This window comes from Bradyrhizobium canariense (assembly GCF_900105125.1).
Lineage (GTDB): Bacteria > Pseudomonadota > Alphaproteobacteria > Rhizobiales > Xanthobacteraceae > Bradyrhizobium > Bradyrhizobium canariense_A.
Window position 1 is genome coordinate 2,812,549 of record NZ_LT629750.1, and the last position, 16,795, is coordinate 2,829,343.

At 61.8% G+C, this 16,795-nt stretch carries 14 protein-coding genes; 5 read left to right on the forward strand and 9 right to left on the reverse strand.

The window, feature by feature from the left end; translation table 11 throughout:
* Positions 1–83: 83 nt before the first annotated feature.
* Positions 84–998: an intradiol ring-cleavage dioxygenase gene (locus BLV09_RS13395; RefSeq protein ID WP_146687652.1), complete on the reverse strand. Its 915-nt coding sequence runs from the start codon at positions 996–998 to the stop codon at positions 84–86.
* Between the two features lie 137 nt (positions 999–1,135).
* On the opposite strand from BLV09_RS13395, the gene BLV09_RS13400 reads away from it, so the two are divergent.
* On the forward strand, positions 1,136–2,410 hold the full coding sequence (locus BLV09_RS13400; protein WP_146687653.1) for a serine hydrolase domain-containing protein: 1,275 nt from the start codon (positions 1,136–1,138) through the stop codon (positions 2,408–2,410).
* Positions 2,411–2,440: 30 nt separating this feature from the next.
* Here BLV09_RS13400 and BLV09_RS13405 read toward each other — a convergent pair whose 3' ends face one another.
* A complete protein-coding gene (locus BLV09_RS13405; protein WP_146687654.1) occupies positions 2,441–3,175 on the reverse strand; it encodes a cytochrome c biogenesis CcdA family protein in 735 nt (244 codons plus the stop codon).
* A 470-nt stretch (positions 3,176–3,645) separates the two neighbouring features.
* Between BLV09_RS13405 and BLV09_RS13410 the strand changes: the two genes are divergently transcribed.
* Positions 3,646–4,041, forward strand: coding sequence for a helix-turn-helix domain-containing protein (locus BLV09_RS13410; protein ID WP_100380604.1), 396 nt, complete (start codon positions 3,646–3,648; stop codon positions 4,039–4,041).
* Positions 4,042–4,104: 63 nt separating this feature from the next.
* Here the strand turns inward: BLV09_RS13410 and BLV09_RS13415 are convergent, their stop codons facing one another.
* Both BLV09_RS13415 and BLV09_RS13420 read right to left on the reverse strand, forming a co-directional pair.
* Positions 4,105–5,745 (reverse strand): FAD-dependent oxidoreductase, encoded by a 1,641-nt coding sequence (locus BLV09_RS13415; RefSeq protein WP_244549067.1) that lies wholly within the window; start codon positions 5,743–5,745, stop codon positions 4,105–4,107.
* A gap of 63 nt (positions 5,746–5,808) precedes the next feature.
* Complete coding sequence (locus tag BLV09_RS13420; RefSeq protein WP_167558716.1) at positions 5,809–6,792, reverse strand: Bug family tripartite tricarboxylate transporter substrate binding protein; 984 nt, start codon at positions 6,790–6,792, stop codon at positions 5,809–5,811.
* 259 nt (positions 6,793–7,051) lie between these two features.
* On the opposite strand from BLV09_RS13420, the gene BLV09_RS13425 reads away from it, so the two are divergent.
* From BLV09_RS13425 to BLV09_RS13435, 3 genes are read left to right on the forward strand one after another with little or no spacing between them, the layout of a single operon-like run.
* Positions 7,052–8,365: a L,D-transpeptidase family protein gene (locus tag BLV09_RS13425; protein WP_146687657.1), complete on the forward strand. Its 1,314-nt coding sequence runs from the start codon at positions 7,052–7,054 to the stop codon at positions 8,363–8,365.
* Between the two features lie 49 nt (positions 8,366–8,414).
* On the forward strand, positions 8,415–9,146 hold the full coding sequence (locus tag BLV09_RS13430; RefSeq protein ID WP_197685044.1) for a glutathione S-transferase family protein: 732 nt from the start codon (positions 8,415–8,417) through the stop codon (positions 9,144–9,146).
* 37 nt (positions 9,147–9,183) lie between these two features.
* On the forward strand, positions 9,184–10,005 hold the full coding sequence (locus BLV09_RS13435) for an enoyl-CoA hydratase (protein ID WP_146687658.1): 822 nt from the start codon (positions 9,184–9,186) through the stop codon (positions 10,003–10,005).
* 253 nt (positions 10,006–10,258) lie between these two features.
* On the opposite strand, the gene BLV09_RS13445 is transcribed toward BLV09_RS13435, so the two are convergent.
* From BLV09_RS13445 to BLV09_RS13465, 5 genes are all read right to left on the reverse strand, one after another.
* Positions 10,259–10,582: a hypothetical protein gene (locus BLV09_RS13445; RefSeq protein WP_146687660.1), complete on the reverse strand. Its 324-nt coding sequence runs from the start codon at positions 10,580–10,582 to the stop codon at positions 10,259–10,261.
* A 15-nt stretch (positions 10,583–10,597) separates the two neighbouring features.
* The gene (locus tag BLV09_RS13450) at positions 10,598–11,845 is read right to left on the reverse strand and encodes a DUF1501 domain-containing protein (RefSeq protein ID WP_146687661.1); all 1,248 of its coding nucleotides are present in this window, start codon (positions 11,843–11,845) and stop codon (positions 10,598–10,600) included.
* A gap of 2 nt (positions 11,846–11,847) precedes the next feature.
* A complete protein-coding gene (locus tag BLV09_RS13455; RefSeq protein ID WP_146687662.1) occupies positions 11,848–13,323 on the reverse strand; it encodes a DUF1800 domain-containing protein in 1,476 nt (491 codons plus the stop codon).
* Between the two features lie 205 nt (positions 13,324–13,528).
* Positions 13,529–16,069 (reverse strand): M56 family metallopeptidase, encoded by a 2,541-nt coding sequence (locus BLV09_RS13460; protein ID WP_349536754.1) that lies wholly within the window; start codon positions 16,067–16,069, stop codon positions 13,529–13,531.
* Positions 16,066–16,452, reverse strand: coding sequence for a BlaI/MecI/CopY family transcriptional regulator (locus BLV09_RS13465; RefSeq protein WP_100380594.1), 387 nt, complete (start codon positions 16,450–16,452; stop codon positions 16,066–16,068). The genes BLV09_RS13460 and BLV09_RS13465 overlap by 4 nt, the downstream gene beginning before the upstream one ends.
* Positions 16,453–16,795 lie beyond the last annotated feature (343 nt).

The following is a 16,795-nucleotide window of genomic DNA, read 5'->3' on the forward strand; positions in this document are numbered from 1 at the left end:
TCGAGCGCCGCTTCTAAAATTTGCGATTCGCTCAATCCTTGTGCGCCGCACAATAAATGAGCAAGAGGTTCGGATTGTATACGCTAGGCGTCCTCGGTCGCCTTGACGCCAAGCGGCTGCGGCGCCGTGCCCTGACCCGGCTTCATATGAAACTCATACGTCATCAAATGCCACGGCGTCGTCGCCGGCTTGCCGTCGGGCATCACGGCGTCGGTGCGCTTTTCGATCTTGGCGATCAAATCGTTCTTCACGCCGAACACCACGTCGGAATCCAGATACTTGTCGCCGTCGATAAACACGTGAGTGATCAGCGGCTCATAGCCCCGCGCATTGGCGAGGAAATGCACATGCGCTGGCCGCATCGGATGCCGCCTGGTCTGCAGGATCATCTCACCGACCGGACCATCGGTCGGGATCGGATAGCTGCACGGCAGAATGGTGCGAAAGAAGAACCGGCCATCGGCGTCGGTAACAAACCGCGCCCGCGATGATGGCCCCTGCGTCGCATAGGACGCCTTTTGCGAATCGTAAAAGCCGTCATCGTCGGCATGCCAGACGTCGACCGGCACACCGGCCAGCGGCTTGCCCTTGAGGTCGGTGACCCGGCTCTGCACGAACATGCGTTCTCCCGGCAGATTGGCGGAGATATCGGTGCCGTGCGGCATCTGTTTGTGTTCGCCGACATAGAACGGGCCGAGCACGGTGGTCTCGGTGGCGCCCTCGCGTTCCCTGTGGTTCACCGCATCGACCAGCATCGAAACCCCGAGCACGTCCGACAGCAGGATGAACTCCTGCCGGATCGGGGTGCATTTCTGCCCGGTGCGGGTCAGGAAATCGATCGCATATTCCCATTCTTCGAAGGTCAGATCGGTCTTGCGGACATATTCGTGCAGCGACTTCACCAACTCCTGAAGCAGGAATTTGGCCCGCGGGTCCGGCGTCTCCTCAAAGCTGTCGATAACGGCGGCGGTCAATTCGGTGTCGTTGAATTGGGGCATTGGGACTGTCCTGCGGGTGCACGATTGCGGTCGCTAGCTTACACCAGCGACCCGGCCGGGGTAAGCATGTAGCGGTTGGAACAGAGCGCACTTTTCGGCTATCAAGACAACCCTCGACAGCACCGGAGACACGCCCGATGTTAGCCCCGACCCCCGCCTCGCCCGAATCCGCCGGCATGTCCAAGGCCGCTTTCGACCGTATCGAGGATCATCTCAAGCATCGCTACATCGAGGCCGGCCGCTTTCCCGGCACCCAGTTGCTGGTCTATCGTCGTGGCAAGGTGGTCCACAGCGCGGTGCAGGGGTTTGCCGATGTCGAGCGCAAAGTGCCGGTAAAGGACGACACCATCTTTCGCATCTATTCGATGACCAAGCCGATCACGACCGTGGCTTTCATGATGCTGTTCGAGGAAGGCCGCGTCGCGCTCGATGAGCCCGTCCATAAATATATTCCGGAGTGGAAAAACCTTGGGGTTTTCGCAGCCGGGAACGCGCCGGGCTTCCTGACCAAGCCGCCGTCACGGCCGATGCTGATCGTGGACCTGCTGCGGCATACTTCCGGTCTGACCTATGGTTTCCAGCAGCGCTCCAATGTCGACGCCGCCTACCGCGAAAAGAAGATCGGCGAGGTCATCAAGGCCGGCACGCTGCAGTCGATGATCGAGGATCTTGCAAAAATCCCGCTCGAATTCTCGCCCGGCGACGCCTGGAATTATTCGGTCTCGACCGATGTAATCGGTTATCTCGTCGGCAAGATCAGCGGCCGGCCGTTCGAGCAGTTTCTGAAAGAACGGATCTTCGATCCGCTCGGCATGAACGATACCGACTTCTTCGTGCCGGCCGACAAGGTGCATCGTTTCGCGGCCTGTTACTCGGCCGACCCGCAAGGAGGCATGACATTTCATGCTGCCGATCGCAAAGGCGGCCTGACGCTGCAGGATGATCCGACCACAAGCTCTTTCCTGTCGCCGCCCACGTTGATTTCAGGCGGCGGCGGGTTGTGCTCAACCGCGGCCGATTATCTCACCTTCTGCCGTGCGCTGCTCAATGGCGGCGAACTCGGCGGCGTCAGGCTGCTCGGTCCGAAGACGCTGGCGCTGATGACATCAAATCATCTTCCGGGCGGACGCGACCTGCCGGAGATGTCGCGCTCGCTGTTCAGCGAAGCGACCTACAACGGCATCGGCTTCGGTCTCGGCTTCTCCGTCACCATGGAACCCGCCAAAACATTAATCCCCGGCAGCGCCGGCGAATATGCCTGGGGTGGCGCTGCGACGACATCGTTCTGGATCGATCCGGCCGAGGAACTGATCGCGATCTTCATGACCCAGGTGCTGCCGTCGAGCGCCTATCCGTTGCGGCGCGAGCTGCGGACCATGGTTTACGCGGCGATTACCGACAGCAATCTTTAACGGACGGCTGGCAAGCCGGGGTTATGCGTTCTAGCCAAAATTCTGCAGCGCCGGAAACGTCTCCAGCAGCCAGATGCTGGCGGTGGATACCGCGCCGGTGAGAAAGGCAACGCCGGTGATGACCATGAGCACGCCCATCGCCCGCTCGACATTGGCGAGATGCCGTTTCATCCGCGAGAACAGCGACGAAAACCGCTCCAGCATGAAAGCTGCGAGCAGGAAGGGAATGCCGAGGCCGGCGGAATAAACCGCAAGCAGGCCGGCACCTTTCGTCACCGTCGCCTCGGCGGCCGCAACCGACAGGATCGCTGCGAGGATCGGCCCGATGCAGGGTGTCCAGCCGAACGCAAAGGCCAGGCCCATCACATAGGCCCCCCACAGCCCGACCGGCTTGGGTATCGCCAGGCGCCCTTCCCGCATCAAAAATCCAATCCGCGTCAACCCAAGGAAATGCAGCCCCATGATGATGATCACGATGCCGGCAAGGATCGACAGCTCCGCCGACCAGGCGCGGATCAGCGTGCCGATCAGGGAGGCGCTGGCGCCAAGCGCCACAAATACGGTCGAAAAGCCCAGCACGAATATGAACGCTGAAATCATCACGGCCCGCCGTGAGGCGGACGCGGGTTCGTCATTGGCGACGTGCTCGATCGTCGCTCCCGTCAGATAGATCAGGTAGGGCGGCACCAAAGGCAGCACGCACGGCGACAGGAAACTGACCAGACCTGCGATCAGCGCGGCGGGGATCGAAACATCGTGAATCATGAAGTCGGTATCATTCCTGGTGGCTGGCCGCGCCCCGCGCCTGGGCCAAACCTGACGCCGATCTGCGGGATTAATCCGGCTTCATGTAGCGGATGCACAAGATTATCTCGATCAATAATGCGGCACCGCCGGGAGCCGGGCCATTGATCGCCGCCGTGCCGGAGAGCCAGTTCCAGGCATTCCGCCTCGAAGCGCCCCAAATAAGTTCCAAATTGCCATAAGAATTAAGTCCTGCCCCGGCCGGCGGAAGATAGTACCTCTGAACCTAGAATTGCATTTCCTGTTCGATCTATCCTATTATGCTTTGCAAATGCGCCGGATGACCGGCCGCCTTGTGGTGGCCTTTGGCGCGACAAAATTCCCGTGACTTAGCTAAGAATTCCACCATCCCAGCGAACTAAGCGGTATATAAGATGAATCCCTGACCCAGCTGTTCAGGGGCTTCTCGACCGAAGGACGGTAAAAGCAGAATGAATAAATCAGCCGCAAAGAAGATGAAGCAGCGCAGTGCCGGAAAACCCGACATTGAACTGGGCAAGCGGATTCGATTGCGACGTGTCGAGCAACGAATTTCGCAAGCGGAGCTCGGTGAGCAGCTTGGCGTCAGCTTTCAGCAGGTCCAGAAATACGAGAAGGGCGTCAACCGCGTCGGCGCTGCTCGTCTTCAGCAAATTGCCACCGCGCTCGATGTGCCCGTCACGTTCTTTTACGACGGTGACGGCAAGGCACGGGAAGTCGAAAGCCTGCTGTTTCTCGATAGCTCGTTCAGCCTGAGATTGCTGCGCGCCTATAGCAAGATCAAGGATCAGACCGTGCAACGTCAGCTCGTGTCTCTGATGGAATCGATCGCCGCGAACGAAGACTAACGTTTGACCCGCCAATTTTCAGGCGGCTTCACGAAACGTCATGGCTGGTCCGGCCCAGCCTTTCTAATTTATAGCGCCACGGACGTGATCGATCAGCGCCAGCGGATCGGACGGCAGTTTGTCGCCGCGCCATGCGACGTGCTGATCCGGACGCGACAGCACGAGTTTGCTGCCGTTGAAAGCGGCAGTCTCGGGCTCTGCAATCTCAAGCAGCTTTAGCGGCACGCCCCGCTCGCGCGCCGCAGCCTGCAGCGCGGTAACGTCCACGGCGGAATCAAACCTCAACAAAGTGAACTCGGGTCCCATGGCGTCGTAGATCGAGGCGCCGCCCTCGCGCCACAGATGCGGGGTGCGGCAACCCGGCACGGTCGAGGGCGTATAGCTGCTCATCGTATAGGCCGGATGCTCAGTGCCATCATAGGCGATGATCGGCGAACGATCATAATAGGTGCCGAAGTTGAGGCCCGCGCAGGCATATTGCTGCACGTTGATCTCATAGGCGAGACGCCCGACCTCCGCCCGCGCCAGCTCGCCGGCGGATCCCGCATCTTCGATTTCATCGGGGACCGCACCACGGCGGCGAATTTCAGCCTCGGCGTGCGACATCGCAAAACGCGAGACCTGGCTGGTGATCGGCCAGCGCTCCGCCTCATAGGCGTCGAGAATCGAAGCCGGCGCCCAGCCGTTGAGATGGGCGGCAAGCAGCCAGGATAAATTCATCGCATCGGCGATGCCCGCGTTCATTCCGTAACCGGCATAGGGCACCCAGATATGGGCCGCATCGCCGGCGATGAACGCGCAACGATCGCGAAACTTGTTGGCGATCAGGCGGCGTCCGTACCAATCCTCTTTCGAGATGATGTCGTATTTGAAGTCCGCTCCCACGCCGAGAATGGTCCGAAGGCAGGCATCGCGATCGACCGCCTCGAACTCGGTCTCGCCGGGTTTCATATAATTGTGCACCAGCCATCGCTCGCGGCCATCGATCGCGTACACCATGCCGGAGCGCCGCGGATTGATCGCGCCGGTGCCCCAGGCATTCGCGGACTGCTGGCGATCGATCAGCCCGGGCGCGCGGATGTAGGTCGACTGAACACGCTGGATGATGGCATCCCCGGTCAGCTCCGCGCCCATCGCCTTGCGGACGACGGAGCGTGCGCCGTCGCAGCCAATGAGGAAGCGGCAGCTCAAACGCTTCACCGTCCCGGTTTCAAGATCGCGCAGGCTGACGGTTGCGGAAGTATCCTCCACCACCACGTCTTCGACCGATGTCCGGTTGACGATGCGGATGCGCGGTTGCGCGGCGGCATGCTCAAACAGGATCGGTTCAAGGAAGATCTGGTTGATGCGATGCGGCGGCTCCGGCGTCGGCCAGTTGCAATCAGGACCGTCCGTCATGGTGAAGCGGTCGCGACGGCAGGGAATTGGAATGCGCGCCAGTTCCCGCCCGGTAAACGACGTGCGATAGCTGATGTCATGCGGATAATCGGCCGGCAATCCGGCGTTGCGCACCTGTTCGGCGATGCCGAGCCGCCGGAAGGTTTCCATGGTGCGAGCGGCAACGTGATTGCATTTCGGCTCCGGAGGCGCGGCACGGGCGCGCGTTTCCGCGACCGTGACGTTGATTCCCCGCCACGCCAGATCGATCGCCAGCGTCAGCCCAACCGGGCCCGCGCCCACGATCAGTACATCAGAGTCAGTCATTTCGGCCATCAATCGTATCTCGAGAGAGTTTCAGCCAAAGATCAGCCAAGCGAATGGCCAGCGTCATTCCAGCTCGGCGCCGGAAGCCGTGACGATGCCAGCCCATCGATCCACTTCGGTCTTCACATAGGCGGCAAAGCTGTCCGGGGTCGATCCGGGTAGCGGCTCCAGCGCGGCGATCTTGAACTTGTCGCGCGCGGCGGGATCGGCAATCAACTTTGCAAGCTGCGCCGCCAATTGGTCGACGATCGGCCGCGGCATGCCGGCGGGGCCGACCACGCCCTGCCATGCGACAAGCTCAAAACCGGGAAGGCCGCTCTCGGCCAGGGTCGGAATGTCGGGCGCAGCCGTGACCCGCTTCGCCGTGGTCACGCCGAGAACCCTGACCTTGCCTTCGCGAATCTGCGGCAGCGCGGGTTGAAGATCCGCCACCATGAAGGGAACGTGTCCCGCGATCACGTCCAGCATCGCCGGTACGCTGCCGCGATATGGAACGTGGCGGATATCGATTCCCGCGGCCGTTTTCAGCATCTCGGCACCGAGATGCTGCGGACTGCCATTGCCGGCCGAGCCGTAGGCCAGCCCCGGCTTCGATTTGGCATAGGCGATGAACTCGGACAGCGTATTTGCCGGAACGGAAGGGTTGACGATCAGCGCAAACGGCACGCCGGCGACCAGCGCGATCGGCGTAAAATCCTTCACCGGATCGTAAGGCAGCTTCTTGTACAGCGTCTTGTTGATCGCGAGCGTGGTCGAAGTTGCGATCAGCAGCGTGTAACCGTCAGGCTGGGCTCTTGCGACCAGCTCCGCACCAAGCGTCGTGCCGGCCCCCGGCTTGTTCTCGACAATAACGCCGGCGCGAAGCCCGGTCTGGAGCTGATCGGCAACCAGGCGGCCGAGGAAGTCGGTCGTGCCGCCGGCGGGATAAGGCACGATGATCTTGATGGTCTGGCTGGGATAGCTACTCTCGGCAACGGTCGGCAGCCCCGTCAGCAAGGTCAGCGCACCGCCACATCCGGCAATCGCCTGTCGACGATTCCACAGCATTCGTCCTCCCAAACCCACATTCATTTTATTTCAGCGAATAGCTTCGCGAACCTGATTAGCTATCCCGGAGACATAGCAAAGGCAATCCAGCGCTTGCGGCGGTGCAGCAGCCGCACAGGTTTAATCAGAACGCAACTCCGACCCGCCAATATTCAGAAACATTTGCCGATCAGTCTTCACCTGATTCTTCGGCCCGATTTGAGCCCAGCCTGTTCATTTTTCAACGTCAGCGCCACGGCGCATCCCAGGGGCAACAGATATGCGAAGATTGACACTCATTGCCGTTGCCAGCGTGTTTGCAACCGCATCGGCATTCGGCCAAAGCGCGGGCACGGTCACTTCCGGCGCCTCGTCTCCGACCAAACCCGCCGCCGCAACCGTGGCAAAGCCCGTGGCCGCATCAACAGCGGAATCACGTTCCTCGGCGGCGCTGGCGCTGTCACACGAGCCGACCTTCGATCAGGGAACGGCGGGGCGGATCAAGGAGGCCGCGCTGAGCTATTCGGATCTGGCGGTGCGCGGCGGGTGGCCGATGATTCCCACTGATGCCAAATTCGTATCCGGCGTGCCGGGACCGCATGACGATGTGCTGCGCAAGCGTCTTCTGATCAGCGGCGATCTTGCCGCCGACAAGGCCTCCGGCCCTTACGATGCCGATGTCACCGAGGCGGTGATGCGTTTCCAGGCGCGCCACGGCCTTGCGCCGACCGGCATCGTGACGCCGCGTACACTGGCCGCCCTTAACGTGCCCGTGCAGAAACGCATCAGGCAGCTTGAGGCCTCGCTCGAACGCCTTGAAAACATGAATTTCGCGTTTGGGGAGCGCTACGTGGTCGTGAACCTGCCCGCGACATTCGCCGAGGCGGTCGAGAACGACAAGGTGGTCCGGCGCTATCGCGTGATCGTCGGCAAGACCGAAAAGCCTTCGCCAACGCTCACAGCCGAAATCACCAGCGTCAATCTCAACCCGACCTGGACCGTCCCCTCGTCGATCGCGAAGACTGAAATCTCCGCCCATATGCGCAAGGATCCCGGTTATCTCTCCCGCATGCACATGGAAGTGCTGGATGCCCACGACAGCCCGATCGATCCGGGTTCGGTCGATTGGTCCGGCGCCCACACGCCGAACTTCACGGTGCGTCAGCAGTCGGGCACCTGGAATGCGCTGGGCGCCGTGAAGATCGACATGCCGAACCCTTACTCGGTCTATATGCACGACACCAACCAGCGCAGCCTGTTCAGCGACGACTACCGCTTCGACTCGCACGGCTGCGCACGGGTCGATAATGTGCGCGACCTCGCCGCGTGGCTGCTGCAGGAAGAAATGCCGAAATGGAATCGCGCCGCGATCGACGCCGCCATCGCCACCGGCCAGCGCGAAGACATCGCGCTACCCAAGAAGGTCCCGGTGGCCTGGGTCTATCTCACGGCGTGGATGACAAAGGACCAGACCGTTCAGTTCCGCAACGACATCTATGACCAGGATGAACAGCTTCTGGAAGCCACCGCCGAGGAAGCGGCGTTTTTCAGCCAGGCCGCCAATCATCCATTGACGGCCCATCTTGCGCAGTGAATGGATAGTCTTCCAATACAATCAAAATTCCGCGTAACGGAAGACGCCAATGATAATCCTTCACCACGGCTGGCGCTCCAGCGCATCGCGTCGCGTGCGGCTGTGCCTTGAGGAAAAAGGCCTCGACTATGAGGGCCATGTGGTCGACATGGCGCAGATGGAACACCATTCGCCGGAATATCTGAAGATCAATCCGCTGGGCGTGATTCCGACGCTGATCCATGACGGCCGGCCGCTGCACGAGAGCGGCACCATCTGCGAATATCTCGACGAAACTTTTCCCGATCCGCCGCTGCGGCCGGACAGCCCCTACGATCGCGCGCTGATGCGCAACTGGATCAGGCATATCGACGGGCTGATTCACAATCTCATCATCTTCAACTGGCGGCACCATCTGCAAAAGGTCGCGGCGCAATGGTCGGACGAAGAACTGGCCGAGAAACTCAAGAACATCCCGAGCAAGGAGCGCCAGGAGTCCTGGTTACGGGTGGCGCGCAAGCCCTACACCGAGGAAGAGCGCGCCGCCGCGCGCGCCAAGTTGACCCATCAGCTTCTGGACCGGATGGAAGAAGCGCTGAAACCCGCCGGCTGGCTGGTCGGCAGGGCCTATTCGATCGCCGATATCGCCGCGGTGCCGTTTGTGAAGCGGATCGACGAGGAAATCGCTCCGGATGAGGTGACGGCACAGAAACATCCCCGCGTCACCGAATGGTGGACTAAAATACAGGCGCGACCGGCCTTCGCGCGGGCGAAATTCGATCCCTTTATCACCACGGTCTGAACCACCGATCATAGCTTCATCACCGAAAGCAGCTCCGATGCTCGATGTCCCCCAAACCAGCGACAAACCCTATGCCGACGGCAAGATCCTGCAACGGATCGCCGATGGCGTCGGCGTCATCACCTTCAACAATGCCGAAAAGCGCAACGCCATGTCGCTCGACATGTGGGAGGGGCTGGGACAGGCCCTGATCGAACTGCGCGACGATGCCGAGGTGCGCGTGGTGATCCTGGTCGGCGCCGGCGACAAGGCGTTCGTCTCGGGCGCGGATATCAGCCAGTTCGAGAAAACCCGCCACAACGCAGAGGCCTCGGAAGAGTATTCCAAGCGCAGCGCCGCGCAGCGCGCCCTGCTCGCCGATTATCCGAAACCGATCATCGCCTGCATCCGCGGCTTCTGCCTCGGCGGCGGCATGCAGGTCGCGATGTCGGCGGATATCCGCATTGCCGCTACGGACAGCCAGTTCGGCATTCCCGCCGCCAAGCTCGGCATCGCCTATGGCTTTGATGGCTTGCGCCATCTGGTTTCGCTGGTCGGCCCTTCGTGGGCGCGGCTGCTGATGTACACGGGAATGCGGATCGATTCTGCGGAAGCGCTGCGGATCGGATTGGTCGATCGCGTGATTCCCACCGGCGAACTCTGGGGCGAGACCATGGAGATCGCCCGCACCATTTCCGGCAATGCTCCGCTGGCGATCAAGGCTGCCAAGATCACCATTGCGCAGGTGCTGAAAGACCCTGACGATCGCGACATGAACGCGATCAGGCAGATCGGTACCGACTGCATGGACTCAGAGGATTTCCGCGAGGGCCGCCGCGCCTTCATGGAAAAGCGCAAGCCGCAGTTCAAGGGAAAATAGCGCGGGGAAGTTCAGCCTCCCGGCTGCAAACGAAACCGTTCGAGAAGCCGGATTGCGGGAGCGACGGAATCGGCTTCGGGCCGGGTCTCGCGTCGGGTATCACATGGGCCGTCATGCTCATTCAAAAGACGCGCGAGTTCGTTGCAATAGAGTCTCTTCCAGCTTGTGTTCAAGCTGGCGAGAAATTCAAGTTCGCGGCCGGTGAGAATTGACATCAGAAGCCCGGAATGCCGACACGAGCACGGCGTGGGAGCTACATCTTTTGCATTCCGGCGTATTGCCGGCCGCTGTAAGGGCCGACATGAACGCCGGTCTGCATGCATTGCGATTTCGCTGCCACGCACATCCGGAGGCTGTCGGCCTGCGCGCTGGAATCGCGTATGCACGAAGCTGCATAGGCGCTGCAGGTGTGAGGGATCGCAGCCCTGCGCATCGCCATCCTGTATCTGTAGGAGCGGCCTCCATCGGACGACGCGCAACACCTGCCATCCATCTTGGTGGCTGACGCTGTCGTGAATTCGGACGACAGAACGATGCTCGAAATCGCGAGCAACACGATAACGGCCAATCGCTTCATGGTAGACCTCCTTGATTAGCCGACAAGACCGGCGGTCGGCACGATGTTGGCACTGTCAGGAAACACGGTGCTTGCGAGCACGCTCTCTTCCACTCTCAAATGATCCCTCAGCAGACCCTTGAGCACGGAGCGCAGATCGGTGGTTGGTTTGAGGTCGCGTCCCTCATAGAGTTGGCCGGGCTTCAGTCCCGGCCAGTCAGCGATCATGCGTCCGCCCTGGATTGCGCCTCCAGCGAGAAACGCGACGGTGCCTGTACCGTGGTCTGTTCCGGCAGTCCCGTTGATGCGTGCGGTGCGCCCGAACTCGGTGACGATCGCGACCACCGTCTCGCGCCAGGCCTCGCCCATGTTGGTCTCGATAGCGGCCAGCGCGCCGTCGAGGGCTCCCAGCAGATTGGCGAGCTGACCGGACGCCGCGCCTTCGTTGATGTGCGTATCCCACCCGACAAAGCCCACCGCTCCGACACGCGGGCCGTCCGGCTTGGCGAGAAAGCGGGCAGCGGTGCCGGCAGCATCGGCAAAATAGGCGCGCACGCGCGCAATGCCGGGCGGTGGCAGCGGGGTGCCGGCGGACTTCGAAGCCTCGCCTCCGGTGGGGCCGAGTGCCGCAAGGCGGATGCGCGCCTCAAGCGCAACCGCAAGTCCTGGATCGGTGTGCTGATAGAGGTCCAGCAAGCGGGCCTGGGTGTCGTCGCTGGCAGGAAGCAATTGCTGCGGGACCCAGGACATCACCGGGGCCTTGCCTCGCACCACCAGGGGCGTCACCGGACCCACGCCGATGGCGCGGCTGCCGCGCAGATCCACCCGGCCGTCCGATGCCAGCGCGAGCAGAGCGCGATTGAGCCAGCCGGTATCGATCGCGCCGGGCCGAGCCACCCCGCTCTCGAGAACATCCTGGCCATCGAAATGCGAGCGCTCGCGATACGGTGTCGCCGTGGCATGAACAATCGAGGCTTGCTGTGCCTTGTAAAGCCGGTGCAGGTTTGGCATCGCGGGATTGAGCGCGAACAAGCTGTCGAGCGGCAGTGCGGGCGTTTTGCCGTCGAGCACCAGGGCGCGATCGCCGCGCAGGCTAATCCAGTCGGGGTCGCCGACCGGTGCCACCGCGCCCAGTCCGTCAAGAGCGCCTCTCAGTACGATGACGAGCATGCGTGGATCGCGGCCTTCCGCTCGTGCCAGCTTGGGCATTTGAGTCCAGGCAAAGAGAGCGCCGGAACCGATCAGCATCTCGCGACGGCTGGGCAGGTGGCGGCAAAAGGTCATGGTCACCTCCTCTGGAGTTCAGCCGACATGAACAGCAGCGCCAGTGCCTGCTGACGGCTTTCGGCACGCCCCACGGTCTCCTTCACTTCGGCCGACACAGTCGATCCGAAGACGGCCTCGATGACATCATGGGGATCGACCTTGTCCGCTACGCGTTCAGCGAAGTTGTTGGCAACATCCAGCCGCCGCCCAATTCCGTCGATCCAGCTCGCCTCGTCGTCGGGAAAGCCTTTGGGTGACGAGGGTCGCCACAACGGCTCGCCGAGAAGCGCCTGCCCTGCCGTGAATCGCACGGGGTCGACTTGGGTAATGCCGGTTGCGCGCACGATGCCGACGACCCACTCGCTTGGACGTTTGAGTTTGGTGGGCGTCTGCGTCCAGGATTCGGCAGACGCGACCATCACCTTGGCCGTCTCCTTGAGATCGCCGCCGGTATCAAGGAAAGCCTTTGCCATCTTCTCAACCAGTGGCGCAGGCGGCGTATCGGAAACGAAGTGGCGTGCCAGCTTGGTGGCCAAATGCGTCGCAGTCGCAGGATGCGCCGCCAGATCTCGGAGTACGGCGCGGCCTTGCTCCACCCCTTCGTCCTCGTAGACCTTGCCCATCACCGTCTTCGCGCCGGGTTCGTGCAGGCGCGGATTGAACGTGAACTCGCCACCATGCTCGGGGTTGTCGCCCGGTGGCACCAGGGTCCATCCGGTGAGCACGTTGGCGAAGCTGATGACATCATCCTGGCTATAGCCGCTCCGAACCCCCAGCGTGTGCAGCTCCAGGGTTTCGCGCGCAAAATTTTCGTTGAGGCCACGGTTGCGATTGATGCCGGCGATCGAATTCGGCCCCATCGAAGCGGTGTTATCGAGGTAGAACAGCATGGCCGGATGGCCCTCGGCGGCCAGCAGCATATCGGCGAACCGGCCAAGCACGTGCGGACGAATCGCCTCGCGCTCATAGGCGCCGGACATGCTTTGGATCTTGTCAGCCGAGACGCAGAAATGATTGGACCAGAACCAGACGAGCCGCTCGGTAAATCCGATTTCGGCGTTGAGAGCAGTTTCGGTGCGAAGCTTCGCCTCTTCGAGATAGATCGGCCGACCTGGGTCGGGAACGGCATCGGCGGCGATCTTTGCCGCCATCTCGTTACCGTCTTGCCCGGCGCCCTCAACCATTGAGGATGCCTCCGACATCTGTTGTCGTTTCGCTTCGTCCTGGGCTCGCGTTGCGACGATCGTTCGGGCTTGCCGCTTCGCGTTGGCATCGGCAACCGTGCGGAAAGCCCGAGAACTTGAAGGCAACGCACTTGAAGGCAGCGAACTTGAAGGTAACGCGGATGCCGCGACCTGGCCTGAAGGCGACCGCTCGAGTTCGGCGATCAAAGCCCCACGCGGGTCCGCCTCGATGGCCGCAATCGATCCCGGGCGCGGCCCCATGCCAAACCGGTGGAGGGCCAGCGCGGCCTCGGCTTTTGCGGAACTGCTCATAGCAACGGCCCGAAAGATACGAAGCTACAGCGCGCGGGTAATGACCTAGCGCTTATAGCCTCAACATGACTACAAGACGTAACGCTACGACTCGTAGCACTAAGGGCTGTTCAGCGCAAGTCCCGAGTGAGTCCCGAGCGCGGCTCTCAAACCCCCGGTCAGATCGAGCCTGACTTCCGCAGCAATTTGCGGCCTGTGAATTGCCTCAGGACTGCGGACCCAGCGCGATCCTTCCGATCATGCCGTCCTTGACCAGGCCTATTCTCCATTCCGCCGAGCCGTTGGCGAAATGGGCCATGTAGACGTCGCTGTCGAGAGCGGTGACGCCCCGAAACGAGACGGCTCGCAGCGCGCCAAGCTTGGCGAGAATTGCCTGGTCCAAGGCAAGCTGCTGACGCGTCTGCGCCGCGACTTCAGGGGTCATGCGATCGTAGTTCGGTTCGCCGCGGCCCAAGGCCTCGATATATTGGCGCAGCATCTCCTCGCTGCGGGCCAATGGAGCGGTGCGCCGCGACGCCGCGTGCTCCGGCTGACTGCCCGCAGCGGACGCTTCGACGTTATGATAGCGGGTGCGCTGTCCCGGCAGGACGATCTCCAGACATTGTCCTGACGTGTCGGCGACGACCCATGGACTGTCGACATAGGTCAAGACCGAGGATGACATATTATCACCGATCATGCCCTGGGCCGTGCGTTTTCCCTCGGAGTCCAACTTGTACAGGCGGATGTCGCTCCCGCTGCTGTTGTAGAACAGCAGTTTGATCGGCGCGGTCTCGCCGTGAGATCTCAAACCCTGCTCGTCGGAACAGGCGGCGACCCCGCCGAGCGCATCGTTGCCATCAGGCCGGAACAGGACATCGTCCGCTTTGCCGTCCGTTCCCAGCAGAAGCCGAAACTCGGCAAACCCATTGGCGAACTTCACGCCATAAATGTCGTAACCGCCAGGACCGACGCCGCGAAAGAAGATCGACTCGACCGCGCCGAGGGCTGTCAGCATCGCCTGCAGCTCCGAGGCCTGACGGCGGACCCTGGCAGCCAAAGGTGCACTCATGCGGTCATAGTTCGGGGTGCCGCGTTGCATGTCCGCGATCCCTCTCAGGAGCGCATCCTTGCTGCCTGGCACCGGCATCTGTTCTCTGAATCGATCCGGAGCTTCGGCAATTCGCCGTGCAAATTGTTCTTCGACCATCGTTGCCCTGGCAACGTCGACCCGCGGCGCGAGCCGGGCGCCTGACGTCGGCTGCTGAAACAGGATTCGGGTCACCTTTGCCTGGTCGTCGCGCAGGAAAATGACGAGGTCATCCTGGTCGCTGGAAAAGGCATCGGCGCCATGAGCGGTGACTTCGAATTTCGATCGCCCCGTCTCCTGCACAAGCATCCGATCGCCCTCGCGGGTTACGGTGAGCACGCGGTTTGCCGTCAACTCGTACCAGCCGACATACGAATCGAGCCGACTTGCATCGGCCTCGGTGCCCGGGCCGGACATTTGGGCGATCCGAACCGCTCGCAAGTCGTGGTCGTTCTGGCGCAACATCAACTCTGGTCGTCGTTCGCCATCGATGGCGAACGTAATCTGGCCGGCGGCAGCCGGGTAGGAATAAGCGCCGTTCGGCTCCACGGAGAATCGGAGCTTTCGCTGCCCGGTGAGTTGTCCGAAGAGATCATTGCCTTCCCGAAAAACGGCGAAGATCGATGCTGGACCAACCGAATAAAAATCGACCAGTTGCGGCTTGCGCACGGCGGTCGTCGCGTCCGCTGCGCCGCCAATGACCGGCGTCGATCCCGGCGAAGTGCTGTAGGCGATGCTGCCGGCAGATACGATGACAACCGGCGCAATGGCCGCTGCGGTCCAGATCCGTTTCCGCCACCCTGCCCTTGCAGGCACGGCGGGTGCGCCAAGAATACGCGCAACGCGGGTGTGGACCGTACACCCCCTTGCCATCTCCAGGCCCGCCGGCACCTGCCGACCATGCTGCATGAGATCGAGGAGAATCTCGGCGTAGCAAACCCTGTCTTCAAGAACTTCGATCGCACGGGCGTCGCTGATGATTTCGGCAAGCTCAGCCAGCCGGATCAGATGCCACCAGGCAAACGGGCTGAACCAGAACACCGCACGATTGAGCGAGGCCAAAACCAGCACGTAGAAATCGCCATGGGCGACGTGGGCGCCCTCGTGCACAAGCACGGCTTGCCGCTTCGGGGAATCCCAATCGAAACATTGAGGAGGAAGCAGAATGGTTGAGCCGAAGGTGACGGGGCCGCCGATGGCAACGCTCACGCGCACGTCTGCGCCGGCACACCAGGATTCACGGATCGGTTTCGCGGCACGGACCAGCCGCCACGTCAGGTAGATGCCGACGGCCAATCTCAGCAACAGCGCTCCGGCAACAAATGCGTAGACCGCCGTCGCGACGGCCCACCCATTGACGGCTTCGTGCGTCTTGCCGTGAACTGCACCGGGGATGTCGAATTCCGACGGGAGCGACGACGAGCCAAGCGGCTCCGCCAGAGAACTCCCGGCGGGCCAAAGGTTTTCCGATGCCGGTACCGGCAACGGATCCAAGGTGATGGTTACCGTGGTCCAATGCATCAGCAGCGGCATCGACAATGACGCCACCAGCACTGATATCCAGGACGTCATCTGCACATGCGGATTTTGGATACGGAAAAGAATCAAGCCAACCCATACGACGCTGCCGAGCAGCAAGGAGCGCAGCGCCGATTCCGCCAGAATCGCCAGCATCATTTTTTCCCTCCCTTCGCCTTCGCCTTCGCAACTTGGTCAGCAAGCATGCGCAGCTGCCGTTGATCGAGCATGGCTGTGTCCACCATGCCGACCAAAACCTCTTCGACGGAACCGTTGCAGAACCAGTCAACGATGCGCTGGACGGCTTTCGCCGCAACCCGTCCGCGCGGCTCAGCCGCATGGTAGACATAGGTTCGCCCATCGACCGTGTGCGTCGTGTAACCCTTATCTTCCAGCCTTCGCAGCACGGTCCGAACGGTCGATTCCTTGAGAGGACGAGAAAGCCGCTCACGCACGGCCTCCGCCGTGACCGGGCCGTTGGCCCAAACCAGCTGCATTACCTCTCGTTCGAGGTCACCCAGTTCGGGCAGGCTTTCATCCATGTTGGGCCTCTTGTAACGCTACAGATCGTCGCATACGTGACGGCGTTCGGCAATATCTGGGTTGGGGCAGCTTCCGGAAAACCGAGGCTTCCAGACGAGCGCAGCGATTCCGGATTCCGTTGGAGTTCCGCATAGCGCTGCGGTCATCCCAGTTCCTCGCCCGGTCCGCTGATTTGGGCAGTCCAGTCCCCTTCTCAAAAATTTTCCTGTTTCCCGCCCGGTGGAAACACCTCCATATCCCGCGCCGTCCCGGCCCCCGGAGAGGGGCGTATCGCGATCGTCACGGACGTTGGGCATGGGATGCGGTGGACGCGGCGGCGGCGGGCGCGCGATGGCGTCGCAG